The sequence below is a fragment of the Bradyrhizobium sp. AUGA SZCCT0176 genome (assembly GCF_018130145.1).
Classification (GTDB): domain Bacteria; phylum Pseudomonadota; class Alphaproteobacteria; order Rhizobiales; family Xanthobacteraceae; genus Bradyrhizobium.
Genome location: NZ_JAFCMB010000004.1, coordinates 207842 through 229456, shown reverse-complemented (window position 1 = coordinate 229456; position 21615 = coordinate 207842). Strand labels below are relative to the sequence as shown.

At 63.3% G+C, this 21615-nt stretch carries 19 protein-coding genes; 13 read left to right on the top strand and 6 right to left on the bottom strand.

Annotated elements, in window-relative coordinates:
• Positions 1 to 16: 16 nt before the first annotated feature.
• The 7 genes from JQ600_RS12270 (at position 17) to JQ600_RS12240 (ending at position 8122) form a co-directional block, all read left to right on the top strand.
• Positions 17 to 1189 (top strand): amidohydrolase/deacetylase family metallohydrolase, encoded by a 1173-nt coding sequence (locus JQ600_RS12270; protein ID WP_212388993.1) that lies wholly within the window; start codon positions 17 to 19, stop codon positions 1187 to 1189.
• Between the two features lie 234 nt (positions 1190 to 1423).
• Positions 1424 to 3028: an ABC transporter substrate-binding protein gene (locus JQ600_RS12265; RefSeq protein WP_212388992.1), complete on the top strand. Its 1605-nt coding sequence runs from the start codon at positions 1424 to 1426 to the stop codon at positions 3026 to 3028.
• A gap of 17 nt (positions 3029 to 3045) precedes the next feature.
• Complete coding sequence (locus JQ600_RS12260) at positions 3046 to 3987, top strand: ABC transporter permease (protein ID WP_212263712.1); 942 nt, start codon at positions 3046 to 3048, stop codon at positions 3985 to 3987.
• Positions 3984 to 4907: an ABC transporter permease gene (locus JQ600_RS12255; protein WP_212388991.1), complete on the top strand. Its 924-nt coding sequence runs from the start codon at positions 3984 to 3986 to the stop codon at positions 4905 to 4907. Before JQ600_RS12260 ends, JQ600_RS12255 begins: the two co-directional genes overlap by 4 nt.
• A gap of 4 nt (positions 4908 to 4911) precedes the next feature.
• Positions 4912 to 5901 (top strand): ABC transporter ATP-binding protein, encoded by a 990-nt coding sequence (locus JQ600_RS12250; protein WP_212263714.1) that lies wholly within the window; start codon positions 4912 to 4914, stop codon positions 5899 to 5901.
• Positions 5898 to 6893, top strand: a complete 996-nt coding sequence (locus tag JQ600_RS12245) for an ABC transporter ATP-binding protein (RefSeq protein WP_212388990.1) — start codon at positions 5898 to 5900, stop codon at positions 6891 to 6893. Before JQ600_RS12250 ends, JQ600_RS12245 begins: the two co-directional genes overlap by 4 nt.
• A 143-nt stretch (positions 6894 to 7036) precedes the next feature.
• The gene (locus JQ600_RS12240) at positions 7037 to 8122 is read left to right on the top strand and encodes a putative FMN-dependent luciferase-like monooxygenase (protein ID WP_212388989.1); all 1086 of its coding nucleotides are present in this window, start codon (positions 7037 to 7039) and stop codon (positions 8120 to 8122) included.
• Between the two features lie 42 nt (positions 8123 to 8164).
• Here JQ600_RS12240 and JQ600_RS12235 read toward each other — a convergent pair whose 3' ends face one another.
• The 5 genes from JQ600_RS12235 to JQ600_RS12215 all read right to left on the bottom strand — a co-directional run bounded on the left by JQ600_RS12235 (position 8165) and on the right by JQ600_RS12215 (position 12987).
• Complete coding sequence (locus JQ600_RS12235; protein WP_212388988.1) at positions 8165 to 8950, bottom strand: ABC transporter ATP-binding protein; 786 nt, start codon at positions 8948 to 8950, stop codon at positions 8165 to 8167.
• Positions 8947 to 9720 (bottom strand): ABC transporter permease, encoded by a 774-nt coding sequence (locus JQ600_RS12230; protein ID WP_212263784.1) that lies wholly within the window; start codon positions 9718 to 9720, stop codon positions 8947 to 8949. Before JQ600_RS12230 ends, JQ600_RS12235 begins: the two co-directional genes overlap by 4 nt.
• An 87-nt stretch (positions 9721 to 9807) precedes the next feature.
• Positions 9808 to 10758 (bottom strand): ABC transporter substrate-binding protein, encoded by a 951-nt coding sequence (locus JQ600_RS12225; RefSeq protein WP_249135846.1) that lies wholly within the window; start codon positions 10756 to 10758, stop codon positions 9808 to 9810.
• A 130-nt stretch (positions 10759 to 10888) separates the two neighbouring features.
• Positions 10889 to 11632 (bottom strand): histidine utilization repressor, encoded by a 744-nt coding sequence (gene hutC / locus JQ600_RS12220; protein WP_212388987.1) that lies wholly within the window; start codon positions 11630 to 11632, stop codon positions 10889 to 10891.
• Positions 11629 to 12987, bottom strand: a complete 1359-nt coding sequence (locus tag JQ600_RS12215) for a formimidoylglutamate deiminase (protein ID WP_212388986.1) — start codon at positions 12985 to 12987, stop codon at positions 11629 to 11631. Before JQ600_RS12215 ends, hutC begins: the two co-directional genes overlap by 4 nt.
• Before the next feature lie 89 nt (positions 12988 to 13076).
• On the opposite strand from JQ600_RS12215, the gene hutI reads away from it, so the two are divergent.
• The 3 genes from hutI to hutU are packed head-to-tail and all read left to right on the top strand — an operon-like array spanning position 13077 to position 17532.
• Positions 13077 to 14291, top strand: coding sequence for an imidazolonepropionase (hutI, locus tag JQ600_RS12210; protein WP_212388985.1), 1215 nt, complete (start codon positions 13077 to 13079; stop codon positions 14289 to 14291).
• Complete coding sequence (gene hutH / locus JQ600_RS12205) at positions 14288 to 15865, top strand: histidine ammonia-lyase (RefSeq protein WP_212388984.1); 1578 nt, start codon at positions 14288 to 14290, stop codon at positions 15863 to 15865. The genes hutI and hutH overlap by 4 nt, the downstream gene beginning before the upstream one ends.
• Positions 15862 to 17532, top strand: coding sequence for a urocanate hydratase (gene hutU / locus JQ600_RS12200; RefSeq protein ID WP_212388983.1), 1671 nt, complete (start codon positions 15862 to 15864; stop codon positions 17530 to 17532). The genes hutH and hutU overlap by 4 nt, the downstream gene beginning before the upstream one ends.
• 15 nt (positions 17533 to 17547) lie before the next feature.
• Here the strand turns inward: hutU and JQ600_RS12195 are convergent, their stop codons facing one another.
• Positions 17548 to 18504, bottom strand: a complete 957-nt coding sequence (locus JQ600_RS12195) for a tripartite tricarboxylate transporter substrate binding protein (protein ID WP_212263723.1) — start codon at positions 18502 to 18504, stop codon at positions 17548 to 17550.
• Between the two features lie 467 nt (positions 18505 to 18971).
• Here JQ600_RS12195 and JQ600_RS12190 point away from each other — a divergent pair, with 467 nt between their 5' ends.
• The 3 genes from JQ600_RS12190 to JQ600_RS12180 are packed head-to-tail and all read left to right on the top strand — an operon-like array spanning position 18972 to position 21615.
• Positions 18972 to 19694, top strand: coding sequence for a FadR/GntR family transcriptional regulator (locus JQ600_RS12190; protein WP_212388982.1), 723 nt, complete (start codon positions 18972 to 18974; stop codon positions 19692 to 19694).
• 19 nt (positions 19695 to 19713) lie between these two features.
• A complete protein-coding gene (locus JQ600_RS12185) occupies positions 19714 to 20646 on the top strand; it encodes a dihydrodipicolinate synthase family protein (RefSeq protein ID WP_212388981.1) in 933 nt (310 codons plus the stop codon).
• A 39-nt stretch (positions 20647 to 20685) separates the two neighbouring features.
• Entirely contained in the window at positions 20686 to 21615 is a 930-nt protein-coding gene (locus JQ600_RS12180) for a Gfo/Idh/MocA family protein (protein ID WP_212388980.1), read from the top strand.

Sequence of the window (21615 nt, the reverse complement as noted above, 5' to 3'; positions counted from 1 at the left end):
TTATCAGGAGTTAGCAATGCCTTTCGACTTGATCCTGCGCGGCGGCCGGGTGGTTGACCCATCCCAAAAACTCGACGCCGTGACAGATGTCGCCTTCGCCGGCGGCAAGGTGGCCATGGTCGGAAATGAGCTCAAGGCCGGTCCCGGCACCGACGTGCGCGACGTCTCGGGTTACATCGTCACGCCGGGTCTGATCGATCTGCACACCCATGTTTATTGGGGTGGCACCTCGCTGGGCATCGACGCCGAAGAATTCTGCCGTACTTCGGGCGTCACCACGGCGGTCGATACCGGCAGCGCCGGCCCGGGGAATTTTGCAGGCTTCCGCAAGCATGTGATCGAGCCGAGCCAGGTCCGCATTCTCGCTTATCTGCACGTTTCGCATGCCGGCATCTTCGGCTTCTCGCATCGGGTTATGGTCGGCGAGAGCGAAGAGCTCCGGCTGATGAATCCGATCGACGCTGCCATGGTGGCGGATCAAAATCGTGATCTCATTGTCGGCATCAAGGTGCGGGTCGGTCTTCACGCCTCGGGCACTTCGGGTATCGTGCCGCTCGACATCGCGCTTGAGGTCGCCGAACAGGTCGGCATGCCGCTGATGGCGCATATCGACCATCCGCCGCCGAGCTACGAGGAGGTGCTCGCCCGCCTGCGTCCGGGCGACGTCCTCACCCACGCATTCCGGCCGTTTCCCAATACGCCGGCTACGGCCCAGGGCACGGTGAAAAGGGCGGTTCTCGAGGCGCGCGAACGCGGCGTGTTGTTCGACATCGGCCACGGCAAGGGCTCCTTCGCCTTCAAGACCGCCCGGGCGATGCTCGCCAACGGTTTCTATCCCGACACCATCTCTTCGGATGTCCATCTGTTGTGCATCGACGGCCCAGCGTTCGATCAGGTGACGACCATGTCCAAGTTCCTCTGCATGGGAATGCCGCTCCCTGACGTGGTCGCGGCTTCGACGGTCAACGCCGCGATGGCGCTGCGGCGTCCCGAACTCGGCAGCCTCAAGCCGGGCAGCGCCGGCGACGCCACCCTGATCTCGATCGCGCAAGGGCAGTTTGACTATGTCGACGTCATCGGCGAGCATCTGATCGGCGACCGCAAGATCGTGTCCGAAGGCGTCGTCATTGGCGGTCGCTGGTGGCACCCGAAACCATCGGAGAAGTTCAGGCAACTCGCAGCAGGTTAGTCGGCCCTGGATGATGCATCGCTCGAAGATGTGATCGCTCGAAAAATGTTTCTTCGTTCATGATCGACCTGACTTTTGGCAGCGGAACAACCTGGCCCCGCTGGCATACCATTTGCACGCAAAGGAAGCTGATCGCTATCATCTGATTGGCCTGTTTCACCTCACCGGCGCCGAACCCTCGGCCCATGAAACGGGCGGAATCGTTCATCACAACCCAAAACTGGGGAGAGCACCATGGATCGCAGGACGCTGTTGAAGGGATTTGCGGGGGTGGGCAGCCTGGCCGCAACGGCTGGCTTGTCGATGCCGGCCCTTTCCCAAGGCGCCGCGGCGCGCACCTTGCGCTTCGTGCCCCAGGCCAACCTTGCGAATTTCGACCCCATTTGGGGGACCCAGTATGTCGTGCGCAACGCCGCCGCGATGGTGTGGGACACCCTCTACGGCGTCGACGCGGCGCTGCAGCCGCAGCGCCAGATGATCGAGTCCGAGGAGACCTCCGATGACGGTCTGGTCTGGACCTTCCGGCTCCGGCCGGGGTTGAAGTTCCATGACGGCGAGCCGGTGCGGAGCAAGGATGTGGTGGCAAGCCTGACGCGTTGGTCGGCTCGCGATCCGATGGGACTGATGCTCAAGGCGATCCAGAACGAACTGGTCGCCGTCGACGACAGGACCTTCAAGTGGTCGCTGAAGGCGCCTTATCCGAAAATGCTGCTGGCGCTGGGCAAGAACAGCACGCCGATCGCCTTCATCATGCCGGAGCGCATCGCGCAGACCGATCCGTTCAAGCAAATCCCCGACTATATCGGCTCGGGCCCGATGAAATTCGCGAAAAGCGAGTGGGTGCCCGGCGCCAAGGCCGTGTTCGAGAAATTTGCCGATTACACGCCGCGGCAAGAGAAAGCGTCCTGGCTGGCCGGCGGCAAGCAGATGCTGATCGACCGCATCGAATGGGTGGTGATCCCGGATCCCGCTACGGCGGCCGCAGCACTTCAGAACGGCGAGGTCGATTGGTGGGAGAATCCGATCACCGATCTGGTGCCGTCGCTGAAGAAGAACCGCAACATCAACGTCGATATCGCCGATCCACTCGGCAACATCGGCTCGTTCCGGATGAACCATTTGCATCCGCCCTTCAACGACGTGAAGGCGCGGCGCGCCGTGCTCACCGCGCTGAGCCAGGAAGATTACATGCGCGCGTTGGTTGGAGATGACCCCGCGCTCTGGAAGCCGCTGCCGGGCTTCTTCACGCCGGATACGCCGCTCTACAGCGAGGCGGGCGGCGAGATACTGAAGGGCAAGCGCGACCTCACAGTGGCCAAGAAGCTCTTGGCCGAGAGCGGTTATTCGGGACAGCCGGTCACTTGCCTGGTGGCGCAGGATCAACCGATCACTAAAGCGTTCGGCGATGTCACCGCCGATCTTCTGAAGCAGATGGGGATGAACGTTGATTTCATCGCAACCGACTGGGGCACGGTCGGTTCCCGCCGCGCCCAGAAGACGCCTCCGGGTCAGGGAGGCTGGCAAGTATTTCACACCTGGCACGCCGGCGCGGATTGCGTCAATCCGGCCGTCTACAATGCTGTTCGTGGCACTGGCGACAAGGCGTGGTTTGGCTGGCCCACGAGCGAGGCCGTGGAAAAGGAAGTCACGGCCTGGTTCGGCGCCAAGAATCTCGACGAGGAGAAGGCCGCGGTGGGGCGCCTCAACAAGGCGGCGCTCGAGGACGTCGTCTATGCGCCGACCGGCTTCTTCCTGAGCTATACGGCGTGGCGCAAGAATGTCTCCGGCATCGCGAAGGGGCCGCTACCGTTCTTCTGGGGCGTGTCGAAGACCGCATGATGGGACAGTGAAGCGACATGCTCTCGTATATCCTGCGCCGTATTCTCTCGACGTTGCCCGTAATGGGGATCGTCGCGCTGTTCGTCTTCAGCCTGCTTTACATCGCGCCGGGCGATCCGGCGGCGGTGATTGCAGGTGACCAGGCAAGCCCCGCCGACGTCGAGCGGATACGCCAAAGCCTCGGACTCGACCGGCCGTTTCTGGTCCAGTTCAGCAGCTGGCTATGGGATATCTTGCACGGGAATCTCGGCACCTCGATCTTCACCAATTTGCCGGTCGCCAAGATGATCGCGCAGCGGATCGAGCCGACATTCTCGCTGATGGCGATTACTCTGGTCCTGACTATCCTTGTCGCGGTTCCGCTCGGCGTGGTGGCGGCATGGAAGGCGGGAAGCTGGATCGACCGCACCATCATGGCCTTTGCCGTGTTCGCCTTCTCGCTCCCGGTCTTTGTGGTCGGATACGTGCTTGCCTATGTGTTCGCGCTGCAGTTCGAATGGCTTCCGGTGCAGGGCTATACGCCGCTATCCAATGGCGTCTGGCCATGGTTCCAGAACCTAATCCTGCCGGCGCTTGCCCTCGGCTCCGTCTACATCGCGCTGATCGCGCGCATTACCCGGGCCTCGATGCTCGAGGTGTTGCAGCAGGATTATGTCCGCACCGCCCGCGCCAAAGGCCTTGACCAGCGCAGCATCCTGTTCATTCACGCGCTGAAGAACGCGGCCGTTCCCATCGTGACGGTGATCGGTATCGGTATCGCGCTTTTGATCGGCGGCGCTGTGGTGACCGAAAGCGTGTTCGCCATTCCGGGCCTTGGCCGGCTCACGATCGACGCGATCCTGCGCCGCGACTATCCCGTCATCCAGGGCATCGTTTTGCTGTTCAGCTTCCTCTATGTGCTGGTCAACCTGATGGTCGACGTCACCTACACCCTGGTTGACCCGAGGATCCGCTATTGACCGTCCTGGAAACCAACACGCTACGGATACCACCGGGTCTTGTGGTCGCGCAGCAATTGCCGGATCTGCTGTCGCCGGTCAAGATTCGTCGCGGCGTCCTCGGTTTCCTGCGCAACCATCCGACGGTGGCGATCGGCGGTGCTTTGCTCGTCTGCCTCGTCCTGGTCGGAATCTTTGCGCCTTATCTCTGGACCGTCGATCCGACCGCGATCGCGCCCGCCAAACGCACGCGCTTGCCTTCCGCGGACTACTGGTTCGGAACTGACTTGCTCGGCCGCGACATCTATTCACGCGTGATCTACGGGGCGCGGGTCTCGCTCACGGTCGGTCTTTCGGTGGCGATACTGGCATCGCTGGCCGGTCTCGCCATCGGTCTTGTTTCCGGGTTCGTGCGATGGGCCGACGGCATCATCATGCGGTTCATGGACGGGCTGATGTCGATCCCGCCGATCCTGCTTGCGGTTGCGCTGATGGCGCTGACGCGCGCCAGCGTCGGCAATGTGATCCTGGCGATCACGGTAGCCGAGATCCCGCGCGTCTCGCGCCTGGTACGCAGCGTCGTGCTGTCGCTGCGTGAACAGCCCTACGTGGACGCCGCGACAGCTTCCGGCACGCGAACGCCGATGATCATCCTGCGCCACATCCTGCCCAACACGCTGGCGCCGATGCTGGTTCAGGCGACCTATATCTGCGCCAGCGCCATGATCGTGGAGTCCATATTGTCCTTCATCGGTGCCGGCACGCCGCCCACCATTCCGTCCTGGGGCAACATCATGGCCGAGGGCAGGGCGCTGTGGCAGGTCAAACCCTACATCGTATTCTTTCCCGCCGCGTTCCTGTCCGTCACCGTGCTTGCCGTCAATCTGCTCGGTGACGGCCTGCGCGATGCGCTCGATCCGCGCATGGCCAAGAGTCTCTGATCTGATGGCATTGCTCGAAGTCGAAAATCTGCAGACCCATTTCCGGACCCCCGAGGGCATCAACCGCGCCGTGGACGGTGTTTCCTTCCATGTCAATGAGGGCGAGACGCTGGCCATCGTCGGCGAATCCGGTTGCGGCAAGTCGGTCACCTCGATGTCGCTGATGCGGCTGATCCCCGAGCCTCCCGGCAAGATCGCGGGCTCGATTCGTTTCCAGGGCAAGGATCTGCTGCAACTCTCCGAGCGCGAAATGCGCGCCATCCGCGGCAACGATATTTCGATGATCTTCCAGGAGCCGATGACGAGCCTCAATCCGGTGCTGACGGTCGGTCGTCAGATCGGAGAAACGCTGCGCATGCATCAGGGGCTCGACAAGCAGGCCGCGGAGGCCCGCGCCGTCGACATGCTGAATCTGGTTGGCATCCCGGAGTCTGTACGGCGCGTGCGCGAATTTCCGCATCAGCTTTCTGGCGGCATGCGCCAGCGCGTGATGATCGCGATGGCGCTGGCCTGCAACCCAAAACTCCTGATCGCCGACGAGCCGACCACGGCGCTCGACGTCACGATCCAGGCGCAGATCCTGCAGTTGATGCTGGACCTCAAGCGCCGGGTCGGTGCGGCGATCATTCTGGTTACCCATGATCTCGGCGTGGTCGCCGAAATCGCCGAGCGCGTCATGGTGATGTATGCCGGCCGCAAGGTCGAGGAGGCGCCGGTGGCCGAACTGTTCCGCTCGCCACGTCATCCCTATACGCAGGGCCTGCTCGGCGCGGTGCCCAAGCTCGGCTCTTCGTTAACAGGGGCCGCGCGGCGTCTCGCCGAAATCCCGGGCCAGGTGCCCAGCCTCAAAGGACGGATCGAGGGCTGTGTGTTCGCGGGGCGGTGCACACTGGCGACCGATCTCTGCCGGCAGGTCGCGCCGGGTCTTGAAGAGAAGGGCCCCCGCCATATCGCCGCCTGTCATTATGCCGCCAAGGAGGCGGCCGCGGCATGAACGCGCCACTGCTCCAAGTCCCGTTGCTGCAAGTCAACGATCTCAAGAAACATTTTCCGGTCCGCGGCGGGTTCTTCAGCCGCAGGTCCAAATGGGTCTATGCGGTGGACGGCGTGTCCTTTGAGGTCGCGCGCGGCGAGACGCTGTCGCTGGTCGGCGAGTCCGGTTGCGGCAAGTCGACGGTCGGCCGCGCGATCTTGCGCCTGTTCGACATCACGGCAGGCCAGGTGGTGCTCGATGGCCAGCGCATCGACGATGCGTCACCCGCAGCCTTGCGCAGCATGCGCCGCCGCGTGCAGGTGGTGTTCCAGGATCCATTCTCCAGCCTCAATCCGCGCATGCGCGTGCGCGACATCCTGGCCGAGCCGATCCGCAACTTCGGTCTCGCCAAATCTTCCGCCGAACTCGAGACCAAGGTTGCAGCGCTGATGGACACCGTGCGCCTGCCGCGCGACGCGCTGGGCCGCCGGCCGCACGAATTCTCGGGCGGCCAGCGCCAGCGCATCGGCATCGCCCGGGCACTGGCGGCGGAGCCCGAACTGATCGTCTGCGACGAGGCGGTCTCCGCGCTCGACGTCTCGGTCAAGGCGCAGATCGTCAACCTGTTACAGGATCTGCAGCGCGAGTTCGGCCTCGCGCTGCTCTTCATCAGCCACGATCTGGCGATCGTCGAGCACATGACGCACCGTGTCGCGGTGATGTATCTCGGCAAGATCGTCGAGATGGCGCCCAGGCAGCAGATCTTCACCGCGCCCAGGCATCCCTATACCAGGGCGTTGCTGTCGGCCGTACCGGTGCCGGTGCCTGGGGCGATCCGCAACCCGATCATCCTGAAGGGCGACGTGCCGAGCCCGATCAATCCGCCGAGCGGTTGCCGATTCCACACCAGGTGTCCATACGTGTTCGATCGCTGCCGGACCGAGGAGCCGAAACTTCGCTTGGGTGGCGACGACCAGTGGGCCGCGTGTCATCTCGACGCACTGCCGGTCTAATTCCGCGGCGGAGTCCGCGAGGGCTCGAACCATCGAAGTCCGTTTGCCTGCGCTGATTTGACTGTCCCGCGATCCCCGCGCAGACTCGTGAGGCGGAGGCGGCTGGGCCTCGGTCGCATGGGTTATGTTCTCCGAAAGTCTTCATGAATCGTCTGGCAAATTTGAAGCGGTTGGGATTCTTCACGCGCCTTCTCGACGACGTTGGTCCGGCGGAACGATATCGCCTCGCGGCAGCGCAGATCGTCCACGCGGAAACAGCAGGTCTTGATTCCGCATGGATCGCTCAGCACCATTTTCATGAGAGTGAGGGCGGGCTGCCGGCGCCCTTTGCTTTTCTCGGCTTCGTCGCGGCACAGACATCCCGCATTCGTCTCGGCACCGGCATCGTTACCCTGCCGCTGGAAAATCCCGTACGGGTGGCGGAGGACGCCGCGGTCCTCGACCTGTTATCAAACGGCCGTTTTGAGCTTGGTGTCGGCACCGGCGGAAACCCGTCAGCCTTTGCAGCCTTTGGGCTGGACAGTGCGCAACGCGCGGAGATTTTCACTGACAATCTCGACATTGTCCGTAACGCCCTGGCCGGCGCGCCGTTGGCCGGCGGCGATACGCTCTATCCACCGAGGCCGCAACTGTGCGACCGGATCTGGCAGGCGACCTTTTCCGTCAGCGGCGGGACGAGGGCCGGCAAAGCGGGCGACGGCTTGCTGTTGTCGCGAACGCAGCCGCGCCCAAGGGAGACGCCGCACGCGTCGCTTGCCGAGATTCAACACCCCATCATCGACGCCTATCTCGCCGCACTGCCGCCGGGGCGCGAGCCTCGCATCATGGCATCGCGCAGTATCTTCGCCGCCGATGAACGGCAGGAGGCGCTACAGCTGGCAGACATCGGGCTACGCCGGGCGCGCGCGAGCTTCATCGCCGGCGGTCATGCCCCGCCGGGGGAGGCGTTGCGCGACATGATCGCCGCGTTCGATACCCATGTCGGGACGCCCGACGACGTCATCGCTTCGCTGCGCGCCGACAGCATTTTGGAGCGGGTGACCGATCTGGTGTTTCAGGCCCATTCGGTCGATCCGCCGCACCCGTTCATTCTGCGATCGATCGAGTTGATCGCCGAAAGGGTTGCGCCGGCATTGGGGTGGACGAAAGGGACCATACCGAGCCCGGACACAGAATCGCGAAAACAACCCCATGCAAAGAAAGATAGTCCGGGGTTGGGGGTTCTATAATACCATTCGCGGTGCGGAAATCAGCAAGGCAACGAGCATCCGTCAGGCATCAACCGCCACCTTCAATGCCTCGGCGCGGATCTCTTCCACCAGCCTTTCCTTCAGCTGGACGAATTCGGGCGCGGTCTTGATCTTGTAGGATCGTGGGTGGGGCAGATCGACCGCGATCTCGGCCTTGATGCGGCCGGGGCGGGCGCTCATGACGATGACGCGGCTGCCGAGGAAGATGGCCTCCTCAATGTCGTGGGTGACGAACAGCACGGTTTTCTGGTCGCGCTCCCAGATGCCGAGCAGCATTTCCTGCATCAGCACGCGGGTCTGATTATCGAGTGCGCCGAACGGCTCGTCGAGCAGCAGGATCTTGGGATCGTTGGCAAGCGCACGCGCGATCGCCGTGCGTTGCTGCATGCCGCCGGAGAGTTGCTTCGGCCAGTGATTTTCAAAGCCGGACAAGCCAACCCGTTGAATAAATCCATCGGCGATCTTGCCGCGTTCGGCCTCGGAAATTCCGCGCTCGCGCAGCCCGAACGCGATGTTTTCGCGCACCGTCAGCCACGGGAATAGCGTGTAGGATTGAAACACCATGCCGCGATCCGCGCCGGGGCCCGTTACCTCCTGCCCGTCGAGAATGACGCTGCCACTGGTCGGCCGGTCGAGCCCGGCGATGATACGTAGCAGCGTGGATTTTCCGCAGCCCGAGGGGCCAAGGATGGTGACGAAATCATTGTTGCCGACATCAAGATTGGTCGGTTCCAGCGCCCGTGTCGGCGCATTGCCCTGGCGCGCAGGGAAGGTCCGTGAGACCTGATCGATCTTCAGCGTGGTCACGCTAGTCTCCACGGAAACAGCCAGGCGTTGAAGGCCTTGAACAGGAAATCCGAGACGAGGCCGATCAGCCCGATGACGATGATGCCGAAGATGATCTGGCCGGTGTTGAGCAGCGCCTGGCTGTCGGTGATCATGTGGCCGATGCCTGACGATGAGCCGATCAGTTCGGCGACGATGACATAGGTCCATGCCCAACCCAAAACGAGCCGGAGAATTTCCGCGATCTCGGGAGCGGACGAAGGCAGCAGGACGCGGCGGATGATGCCGCTGTCGCCAGCACCAAGCGTGTAGGCGGCTTCAACGAGATCGCGCCTCGTGTTGCCGACGTTCACGGCGATCATCAGGATGATCTGGAACACCGAGCCGATAAAAATCACCAGCAGCTTTTGCAGTTCGCCGATACCGGCCCACAGAATCAACAGCGGGATGAAGGCCGAGGCGGGCAGATAACGGGCGAACGAAACGAACGGCTCGAGAAAAGCCTCGATCGGTTTGTAAGCGCCCATCAGAACGCCGAGCGGCACCGCGATGATGGCCGCCAGCACGAAGCCGCCGATCACCCGCCATATCGTCATGCCGATATCGTACAGGAAGCCGTGCTTCGTCAGCAGTTCCCAGCCTTCCTGCAGCATGGTCAGCGGGTTGGCGAGAAATGTTTTCGAAACATAGCCGCCAAACGTGGCCCATGCCCACAGGGCAACGAACAGGACGAAGAACGCGAAGCCATAGGCCACGCGCTGCTTCGACGTCACGGGATCCAGGGGTCGTATCACAGGACAAATTCCTCAAAGCGGTGCGCCGATAGCGGCAAGTCCCGCTTCCACAGAAGCGGGACCGGCGCGTCGCCGACCGGGTGTCTACTTGATGAAGCTCGCGTCAAAGAGGTCGTCGGTTTTCGGGATCGATTTGATGATACCGATCTCGAGCAGCAGTTCTCCAGCCTCCTTGGTGAAAGCCTGGAACTCGCCCGCGAAGAATTTCTGGTTCGCAGCCTTGTCCTGCCAGCGCAGATATTTTGCCGAATTGCCGAACTGCTCGCCGGACTGCTTCACGTCCGATCCCATGATCTCGTACGACTTGGCCTGGTCCTTTTCGATCAGCGCAACGGCCTCGAAATAGCTGTCAGCCAGTGCTTGCGCGGCCTTCGGATTCTCGGTCAGGAATTTCGGGGTGCAGCCGAACGTGTCCATGATCATCGGATAGTCGAGCGTGGTGGCGATGATCTTGCCCTTGTCCGGCGCAGCACGCACCGTCGAGAGGTAAGGCTCATACGTCATGGCCGCATCGTTCTGGCCGGCGACGAACGCCTGGGCGGCGGCGGCGGGCTCCAGGTTCACCACGGTCACGTCCTTGACCGTGAGACCATTCTTTTTGAGCATCCAGGCCAGGGTGAAATAGGGAGCGGTGCCGGGCGCGGACGCTGCGACCGTCTTGCCCTTCAGGTCCTTGATCGCGGCGACGTCGTTTCGCGTGGCCATGCCATCGGCGCCGTAGCTCTTGTCGAGCTGGAAGATCTGCTTGGTCGCGACGCCATTGGCATTCCAGGAAATCCAGGTTTCCACCGTGGTTGCCGCGCACTGAATGTCACCTGACGCAATGGCCAGGTGCCGGTCCTTCTGCGGGATCTTCTTGATCGTCACGTCGAGGCCGTTCTTCTTGAAGATGCCGGCCTGGTTTGCGAGCGTGAGCGGTGCAAAGCCGGTCCACCCCGAGATGCCGATGCCGACCTTCACGTCCTGTGCGACGGCTGGTGCGGACACCAGGAGAGCTGCGGTTGCGGCAAGCACTCTAAAACTAAAACTAAGCATGGCTGTATCCCTTTTCTGGTTCATGGATTGCGTCTTGCTCGTCTGTGCAGCGTTGCTGCTTTGTAAGTTGCTGCTTTGTTTATTGCTGTTGCATAAATTGTGCCGGATCTTATGCGCATTGATATCCCTCTCAGCCGCCCTTGAAGCGGGCGACCAGTTTGTGGGAATCGCCTGGATAGAGCAGGCGCACTGCCGTCAGTGTCCGTGCACTGCGCCAGGTGTGCCGCTCTATCACGAGGCAGGGCGCGCCGATCGCGATATCCAGTGCGGCTGCGGCCTTGTCGTCGGCCACGATAGCGCTGATTGAATGCTCTGCTTCCGTCCATGGGACATGGTGAAGCAACCACGTGCCGGGCGGTTCGATCGCAAAATTGGCCGTGGCGGCTTCGGGTACCGCGTCGAGATCGATCAGCCTGTCCTCGATCGCGAACGGCACGCCGTCGGCGCTGTGGCGACAGGCAATCGCGATCACCTTGCCGGTCTTTCGTACCCCAAGACGCGCGCGGTCGGCGGCGTTGGCGGCACGGCGCGAACACTGGATCAGCTGATAGAAGTAGCTGCGGCCGAGCGCGGTGATTTCCGCGCGGATATCAGGAATCGTCAGGACTGCTGACAGAAATTTGGGGCGGCGTACAAAGGTGCCGGCCCGCCGCCGCCGCTCGATGAGATCGGCTTGGGCCAGTTCCGACAACGCCTTGCTCACGGTCATCCGCGCGCAGCCATAGTGCGCCATGAGTTCGTGTTCGAACGGGATGCGGTGACCCGGCGGCCATTCACCGGTCAGGATGCGGCGTTCGATGTCGAGGCGTATCTGCTTGTACAGCGTCGGCTTGTCGGTTGCATGGGCCTTGTCGCGATCGATCGAGAGGCTCATGCGACGAGCCTTCGAACGGCGGCGTTGAAGGTCTCGCGCGCCTTCTGGCGAAGCCGGTGACGCCCGCCTTCAACGACCTTGCTGCCGCCTGCCCAGACACAGTCGATAGCCCCCGCATTGGCGGCGAAAATCCAGCCATCGAGGACGGCATCCCGATGGCGCCCGGCGAGCGAGGGATGTGCGGTGTCGAGGGTGACGATATCGGCGCGCGCGCCTGCCTGGATTCCTGTGGTCGGCTGCGCGAGCGCCTGGGCGCCGCCGGCCAGCGCGGTGTCGAACAATGCGCGTCCGGTCGAGATGCCGGGACCGCCGGACAACACATTGCGTTCCCGGTGTTTGAGCCGCTGGCCATATTCGAGCTGGCGCAGTTCGTCGGCGACGCCGACGAGGACATTGGAATCGGTGCCGACGCCGAACCGGCCGCCTGCATCAAGGAATTCGCGCGCCGGAAAAATGCCATCGCCGAGGCTTGCTTCGGTAACCGGGCAGAGGCCTGCGACGGCGCCGCTTTTGGCAAGCGCAGCGATCTCGGTCGCGGTGGTGTGCGTCGCATGGATCAGGCACCAGCGCTGATCGATTGGGGCATGCTCGAGCAGCCACTCGACCGGCCGCCGGCCCGACCAGGCGATGCATTCCTCGACTTCCCTGGTCTGTTCGGCGGCGTGGATATGGACCGGCCCGCCTTCGGCCAACGGCACGATTGCCGCCAGTTCATCTGGTGTCACGGCGCGCAGGCTGTGCGGGGCGATGCCGACATTGGCCCCGGGCAATTCGCGGAGGGTCCGCTTTGTAGCGTCAATCAGTTTGGCAAACTGGTCGACCGAACAGATGAAGCGGCGCTGGCCGGCATGGGGCGCGGCGCCACCAAAGGAGCCGTGCGCGTAGAAGCTCGGCAGCAGCGTTAGCCCGATGCCGGTGGCCTCGGCGGCTTGCGCAATTCGCGTCGCCATCTCGGCGGGATTAGCGTAGGGCGTGCCATCGTGGGCGTGATGGAGATAGTGGAATTCCCCGACGCGCGTAAAACCTTGCTCCAGCATCTCGACATAGAGCAGTGTCGCGACGGCTTTGGCATCGTCGGGGGCCATGCTCAGCGCGAAGCGATACATCGTCTCGCGCCATGTCCAGAATGTATCGGCGGTATTACCGCGTGTTTCGGCAAGACCCGCCATGCCACGCTGGAACGCGTGACTATGCAGGCTGGCTATTCCCGGGACGGCCAGCTGGTGGCGTTCGTCGTCGGCTTCCGGCGCCATGCCAGGGGTGACCTTGGTGATGATCCCATCGGTAGCAGCCACCTGCACGTCATCAGCCCAACCGGACGGGAGCAGCGCTGACGCGAAATGCAGAGTGGACATGTTTTCCAAACCGGCTGGACAGAACACCGGCACGATAATATGTATAGACATATCGTCCCGTCAAGCTTCTGCCGTTGAGGGAATGCTGCATGGCCGAGCGCTTTGATCGAATTTGGCATAATGCCCGGCTCGCCACCGTTCGGGAGGATCTGCCCGACCTCGGCGTGATCGAGCAGGGCGTGATTGCCGCGCGGGATGGCCGCATCGTCTTTGCCGGCAGCCGTTCCGACTTTCCATCTGACGCCGATGCGGTCGAACGGATCGATTGCGCGGGGCGGTGGATCACGCCGGGACTGATCGATTGTCATACCCATCTGGTGTTCGGCGGAAACCGCGCCCACGAGTTCGAGCTGCGCCTGCAGGGCGCAAGCTACGAAGAGATCGCACGGGCGGGTGGCGGTATTGTCTCGACGGTCGCGGCGACGCGGGCCTCCGGCGAGGCCGACCTGGTTGCCGGTGCGCTGCCGAGGTTAGATGCGCTGATCGGCGAGGGCGTGACGACGCTCGAGATCAAATCCGGCTACGGGCTCAACACCGAAACCGAGATGCGACAGCTGTCAGCCGCGCGTGCGCTGGGCCGCAGCCGGCCGGTCAGCATCCGAACCACGTTTCTTGGCGCGCACGCACTGCCGCCGGAAGCCGATGGTGACAAGGATCGATACATCGAGCTTGTTTGCCGCGAGATGCTGCCGGCGGTGGCGCAGGCCGGGCTTGCCGACGCCGTCGACGCCTTCATGGAAGGTATCGCTTTCTCGGGCGATCAAACGGCGCGGGTGTTCCGTGCGGCAAGGGCGCTGGGACTGCCGGTCAAACTGCATGCGGATCAGTTGTCGAACCTCGGCGGAGCGGCCCTTGCTGCGGGATTTTCCGCTCTGTCCGCCGATCATCTTGAACACACCGATGAAGCCGGCGCCGCGGCAATGGCGCGGGCGGGTACGGTAGCCGTGTTGCTGCCGGGCGCGTTCTATTTCATTCGCGAGACCAGGAAACCACCGGTCGAATCGTTCCGCGCCCACGGCGTCAACATGGCGCTCGCGACCGACTGCAATCCCGGCAGTTCGCCGCTGACGTCGCTGCTGCTGGCCATGAATATGGGCGCGACGCTGTTCCGGATGAATGTTGCCGAATGCCTGGCCGGTGTGACGCGCGAAGGAGCTCGCGCGCTCGGCGTTCTCGGGGAGACCGGCACGCTCGAAGCCGGCAAATGGTGCGATCTCGCGATCTGGGATATCGAGCGGCCCGCCGAACTCGTCTACCGGATGGGCTTCAACCCGTTGCACGCAAGGGTGTGGAGGGGACAATGAGCGACCGCAACGCATCCATTGTCGTTTCGCCCGGACGGGTCAGCCTCGACGAGCTTGCGCAAGTGCTTGCGGGCGCGGCCGTCGCGCTCGATCCATCCTTCTTGCCGCGCGTCGAGGCGGCTTCGGCCATTGTTGCCAAGGCCGCGGACGCGGACATTCCGGCTTACGGCATCAATACCGGCTTTGGAAAACTGGCGTCGAAGCGAATCCCGCCCGGCCAGACCACTCTGCTGCAGCGAAATTTGATCGTGTCGCATTGCTGCGGGGTAGGGCTGCCAACGCCCGAACCGATCGTGCGTCTGATGATGGCGCTGAAGATCGTCTCGCTGGGGCGGGGCGCCTCGGGCGTTCGACGCGAAATCATCGAGCAATTGCAGGCGATGCTGGCGCGCGACGTTTTTCCGCTGGTGCCACAGCAGGGCTCAGTGGGCGCGTCCGGCGATCTGGCGCCGCTGGCGCATATGACGGCCGTCATGATCGGCGAAGGGCAGGCGCTCGTCGATGGCAAGGTCGTGCCGGGCCTTGATGCGCTGGCCGCCGCCGGTCTCGCGCCGGTGACGCTCGGCCCGAAGGAAGGCTTGGCCCTGATCAACGGCACGCAGTTTTCGACGGCCTATGCGATTTCCGGATTATTGCGCGCCCATGGGCTGCTCTGCGCGACGCTGGTGACCGGCGCCTTGTCGGTCGATGCGGCGATGGCCTCGACGGCGCCGTTTCGCGCCGAGATCCAGCAGTTGCGCGGACATAACGGGCAAATCGCAGCCGGGGCGGCGCTGACAGCGTTGCTGGAGGGCAGCGATATCAGGAACTCGCATCTCGAAGGCGACGAGCGCGTGCAGGATCCTTATTGCCTGCGCTGCCAGCCGCAAGTGGCCGGCGCCGTACTTGACCTGCTGACGCAAGCCGCCCGCACACTGACGATCGAGGCCAACGCGGTCACCGACAATCCGCTGGTGCTGGTAGAGACCGGAGAGATCGTCTCGGGTGGAAATTTTCACGCCGAGCCGGTCGCGTTCGCCGCTGACCAGATTGCGCTGGCCTTGTCGGAGATCGGCGCGATCAGTGAACGGCGCATCGCTACGCTGGTCGATCCTGCGCTGAACTTTGGTCTGCCGCCATTCCTCACCCCGGAGCCCGGCATCAATTCCGGCTTCATGATTGCCGAAGTGACGGCGGCCGCACTTTATGCCGAGAACAAGCAACGTGCCGCGGCCTGCTCGATCGATTCGACACCGACCAGCGCCAACCAGGAAGATCATGTGTCGATGGCCGCGCACGCCGCCCGCCGGTTGTCTGACATGGCGGATAATCTTGCGGCCATTCTCGGCATTGAGCTGCTGGTGGCGGCGCAGGGCATCGGGCTGCGCGCGCCGCATACGACCAGCCCCGCACTTGCTGCGGTGATTGCTACGCTGCGCGAGCAAGTACCGGCGCTCGGTGGCGATCGCTATATGGCCGACGACATTGCGAAAGCAACGGCGCTGGTCGCAGCCGGCACATTGCCATCAGTTGCGATTTCGGTGCTCGAGAACAATCCGTTTCCAAACCTTGCCGAGAAAGGTCATTTGTCATGAACCGCCGACTGGACAACGACCGTATCATCCGATCGCCGCACGGGTCCGAGATCAGCGCCAAGAGCTGGCTCACCGAAGCGCCGCTCCGAATGCTGATGAACAATCTCGATCCTGACGTTGCCGAACGGCCGAGCGAACTCGTCGTCTATGGCGGCATTGGCCGCGCGGCGCGCGACTGGGACAGTTTCGACCGGATCGTTGCCTCCTTGCGCAAGCTCGAAGCCGACCAGACGCTGGTGGTTCAGTCGGGCAAGCCGGTCGGAATTTTCCGAACCCATCCCGATGCGCCGCGCGTGCTGATCGCGAATTCGAACCTGGTACCGCACTGGGCGACGCTCGATCACTTCAACGAACTCGACAAGCAGGGCTTGATGATGTTCGGCCAGATGACCGCCGGGTCGTGGATCTACATCGGCAGCCAGGGCATCGTGCAGGGGACGTACGAAACGTTCGTCGAGGTGGGGCGACGTCATTATGGCGGCAGCCTCGCGGGCAAATGGATTCTCACGGCCGGTCTTGGCGGCATGGGCGGCGCCCAACCGCTTGCCGCCACGATGGCCGGTGCGTCGATGCTCGCCGTCGAATGCCAGCCGAGCCGCATCGAGATGCGGCTGCGCACGGGTTACCTCGACAGGCAGGCAAGCACGCTCGATGAGGCGCTCGCGATCATGGCGGAGGTGGCGCAAAGCGGGAAACCGGTCTCGGTCGGCCTGCTCGGCAACGCCGCCGATATTTTTCCCGAACTGGTGCGCCGCGGCGTCAGGCCCGACATCGTCACCGACCAGACCAGCGCGCATGATCCGATCAACGGCTATCTGCCCAAGGGATGGACGCTTGCCGAGTGGACGTCCAGGCGCGAGGCGGATCCGAAAGCGGTTGAGGCGGCGGCGAAGACTTCCATGGTCGGCCACGTCCAGGCCATGCTGGATTTCCATGCGCAGGGCATTCCCACGCTCGACTATGGCAACAACATCCGACAGATGGCGAAGGACATGGGATTGAAGAACGCGTTCGATTTCCCCGGCTTCGTTCCGGCCTATATCCGCCCGCTGTTCTGCCGCGGCGTCGGGCCATTCCGGTGGGCCGCGCTATCAGGGGACCCCGAAGACATTTTCCGCACCGATGCCAAGGTCAAGGAGTTGATGCCGGATGACAAGCATCTGCACAACTGGCTCGACATGGCCCGAGCGCGGATCAAGTTCCAGGGACTGCCGGCGCGGATCTGCTGGGTCGGCCTTGGCGATCGCCACCGGCTGGGCCTGGCGTTCAATGAAATGGTGGCGCGGGGCGAGTTGAAGGCACCGATCGTGATCGGTCGCGATCATCTCGACAGCGGCTCGGTGGCGAGCCCAAACCGCGAAACCGAAGCGATGCGCGACGGCTCGGACGCGGTGTCGGACTGGCCGCTGCTCAATGCGCTGCTCAATTGTGCCAGCGGGGCCACGTGGGTCTCGCTGCATCACGGCGGCGGCGTCGGCATCGGCTATTCGCAGCACGCCGGCATGGTGATCGTCGCAGACGGAACGCCGGAGGCCGCGCGCCGCCTCGAGCGGGTGCTTTGGAATGACCCGGCGACGGGGGTCATGCGCCATGCCGATGCGGGCTATGAGACCGCGATCGAGTGTGCAAGGACCAACGGTCTCGATCTGCCCGGTTTACCGTCGTAGCCGAAACCGTCAGCCTCACTGAGGCACGATGCCCGCTTCCTTGGTGAGTGTTGCCCATCGCTCGATATCGGTGGCGACGTGTTCGGCGAATGGCTTCGGCGGGAGCCACTGCGCTTCGAAGCCGATTTCGGCGAGGCGCTGGCGGACCGCGGGTTCAGCCAGGATTTCGCGCAGCGACTCCGCCAGCTTTTCGACCACCTCCGGCGGCGTGCCCTTGGGCGCGAACACGCCGGTCCATGCGGAGAGATTGCCGAAATCAAGTCCCTGCTCCTGGATGGTGGGCAATTCGGATAGCAGCGTCGTGCGGTCCTTCGTGATGGTCACAAGTGCGCGAAGCTGACCCGACCGCGCCAGGGGCAGGGTAGAAGTTACATCGTTGAACATCAGGGAAACGCGACCGGCGATGACGTCCGTTATGGCTTCCGGGCTGCTCTTGTACGGCACGGCCTGGATATCGATACCGGCGCGCCGTTTGAACATTTCACCGGCAAGCTGGCCCAGCGCATTTGAATAAGCAAACGACATCGAGCCGGGCTTCTGCTTTGCAAGCGCGATCAGTTCGCCGACGTTTTTGGCCTCGATCCCGGGATTGACGACGAGGATGTAGGGGAACAGGCCGACACGGGAGACGGGCGCGAAGTCGTCCTTGGGAGAATACTGGATGGACTTAAGCAGGCTGGGGTTGGCGGCATGGGTGGATGATCCGCCGAACATCAGCGTATAGCCGTCCGGCGCGGAACGCGCGGTCGCGACCGCACCGATCGCGCCGCTCGCGCCGGGGCGGTTCTCCACCACGATGGTCGTTTTGAGCATTTCGGAGAGCCGTTGGGTGACAATTCGGGCCACGCCATCCGTGCCGCTGCCCGCGCCGAACGGCACGATCACAGTGATCCGACGTGAGGGGTATGTTTCCGCCGTTGCGACGCCACACACGGCAAGAAGCGTTGCGAACGCCAGCACGGTACGGCGCATGGATCTGCTCCAAATGTCCACTGTCGATTCCCTCGGGTGATGAAAGCCGGTTGGCCGTGAAAAAATGCAACGGCGCGCAGTGTTTTGGCTGAAGACGTCGGTTGCGCCAGGTGTCCGGCGCGGCGCTCGAAACGCTTTTTTCGACCGACGATGCGGTTGCCCGCAGGTCGCCGTTCATACCGGTTCGCTGACGTAGTGTCTACAGTTGCCAGTTCATATCCACGATATGGAAACTGTTGACATGCTGTGGCGCCAACTGCGCAGCCCCTTGAGCACAGCCGCGACGAGGGGGGCCGAAGGACACAAAATGGTCGACCGAAAGAAAGTCATACTAATATGATAATATGCTATACAAGGCTTGAGGGTTGTGGCATGGGAGATCGCGCCAGATTTGAGCTTGCCCGAAGAGGCAGGACGGTCCGCAACGATCAGGGAGCGAAACCAGCCATGACTCCACGAGACCCGCCATGAGGTCCGACCGGGTCGTGATTGCGCCGGGCCGCGGTCATTTCAGCCAGGTGGAAGTGACCCGGACGATCGGGATCGACATCATTGTCGGCCGCTATCCGGAAGGCGCCAGTCTGCCGCGCGATGCGGAACTGACTGCCATGTTCGACGTTTCGCGCACCGTATTGCGTGAAAGCGTCAAGACGTTGTCCGCCAAGGGATTGCTGAATTCCAAGGCGGGCGTCGGCACGCGGGTCAGGGAACGTTCGGCCTGGAACATGTTCGATTCCGATGTGCTCGGCTGGCACCTCGAAGCCGGGATCGACAAGCGGTTTCTTCGCGATCTCGCCGACATTCGCCTCGCCGTCGAGCCGCATGCCGCAGCTCTCGCCGCCGAGCGACGGGCGGATGATGCGATCGCTCACCTGCGCGACAGCATCGCCAGGATGCGCAGCTTCGCTTCTGATTCAGTTGAATTTGCTGACGCCGATCTTCGGCTGCACCTCGACATCGCGACCAGTTCGGCCAACCCGTTCATGCGATCGATCGGCGCCGTGATCGAGGCGGCATTGCGCGCGTCGTTCCGGCTGAGCGCGCCGACCGAAGAGCAAGAGCGCGAAATCACCATCGCGGCCCACGAACGAATTGTCGACGCAATCGCCGAGCGGAATGCCGAGGCGGCTTCCGCGGCGATGAAGGAAGTCATCTTCAACGGCCTGCGCCGCCACGGCGCGGCTGGTTAAGCAAAAGCGGAGAATGGTCATGGCAGATTCCACCGTCGAGCGGCCCTATAAGGGGGTGTTTCCAGTCGTGCCGACGGTGTTCGACGGCGACGGCCGGCTCGATCTCGACGGCCAGAAACGTGCCGTCGATTGCATGATCGATGCCGGCTCGCAGGGACTGTGCATCCTCGCCAACTTCTCCGAGCAGTTCGTGTTGACCGACGCCGAGCGCGACACGGTGCTCGATGCCGTGTTGAAGCACGTCGCGGGACGCGTCCCCGTCATCGTCACGACCACGCATTTTGCTTCGCACATCTGTGCTGAACGTTCGCGGCGGGCCCAGCAGGCCGGCGCCGCGATGGTGATGGTGATGCCGCCTTATCATGGCGCGACCATCCGGGTCGGGGAAAACGCCATCTATGAGTTTTTCCGCACTGTTTCGGATGCGATCTCGATTCCGATCATGATCCAGGATGCGCCGGTCGCCGGTACGGCGCTGTCGGCGGCCTTTCTCGCCCGCATGGCGCGGAAGCTCGAGAACATCGCCTATTTCAAGATCGAGACGCCTCAGGCCGCCGCCAAGCTGCGCGAGTTGATCGCGCTCGGCGGCACGGCGATCGAGGGTCCGTGGGACGGCGAGGAGGCGATCACGCTGATGGCCGACCTCGATGCCGGTGCGACTGGCGCCATGACCGGTGGAGGTTATCCCGACGGCATTCGCCAGATCACTGATCCGTATTTCGCCGGCCGACGCGCCGAAGCGGTTGCGGCCTATGAACGCTGGCTGCCGCTGATCAACTATGAAAACCGCCAGTGCGGCCTGATCGCCTGCAAGGCGCTGATGAAGGAAGGCGGCGTCATCCGGCACGAGACCGTCCGGCTTCCGCTGCAGCCGCTGCATCCGGCCGTTCGGGCTGGGCTGATCGAAATCGCGCGCCCGCTGAATCCGCTAGTGCTGCGCTGGGGCAAGTGAGCCGCTGACATCGTTCCTCGAACGTCGAGAAGAATTGACGTGACCACCATTCGCATTGCCATCGTCGGCCTCGGCAAGATCGCCAGGGATCAGCATATCCCGGCGATATCAGACACCGACGGCATCGAACTTGCCGCGATCGCCAGCCGCAATGCTTCGATCGACGGGATCGTGCATTTTGCGACGCTTGACGAACTACTCGACGCCAGACTCGATATTGATGCCGTTGCGCTCTGCACGCCGCCCCAGGTGCGCCACGCGCAGGCGGCGGCTGCGCTGAAGGCCGGCAAGCATGTGCTGCTCGAGAAGCCGCCGGGCGCCACCGTCAGTGAACTCGATCCGCTGGTCGCTGCGGCCAGGCAAACCGGGCGAACGCTGTTTGCAACCTGGCATTCGCGTTTTGCGCCGGCCGTCGAACCCGCGCGCGCCTTCCTCGCCGGCCGCCAGATCAAATCCGTGGTCGTCGAATGGAAGGAGGATGTCAGGGTCTGGCATCCCGGTCAGGCCTGGATCTGGGAGCCGGGCGGACTTGGCGTGTTCGATCCCGGCATCAACGCGCTCTCGATCCTGACCCGCATCCTGCCGCGGCCGTTCTTTCTAACGGAGGCCGAATTGTCCTTCCCGCGCAATCGCGCGGCGCCGATCGCGGCCGATCTCGTCTTTTCGGACCAGACGTGCATTCCGATCCGGGCGGAGTTCGATTGGCGCCAGACCGGCCCCCAGACCTGGGACATCCGGGTCGAGACCGACGCCGGGCGGTTGACGCTCTCTTCCGGCGGCAGCCATCTCTCGCATGATGGCCATATCCTGGTTGACGAAAAGCAGGCGGAATATCGCGGCATCTATCGGCGCTTCGTCGAACTGATCGCAAGCGGTGCGTCCGATGTCGATCTGTCGCCGCTGGTCCATGTCGCCGATGCCTTCATGCTCGGCCGGCGCCGCGACGTCGAACCATTCATCGAGGTATGA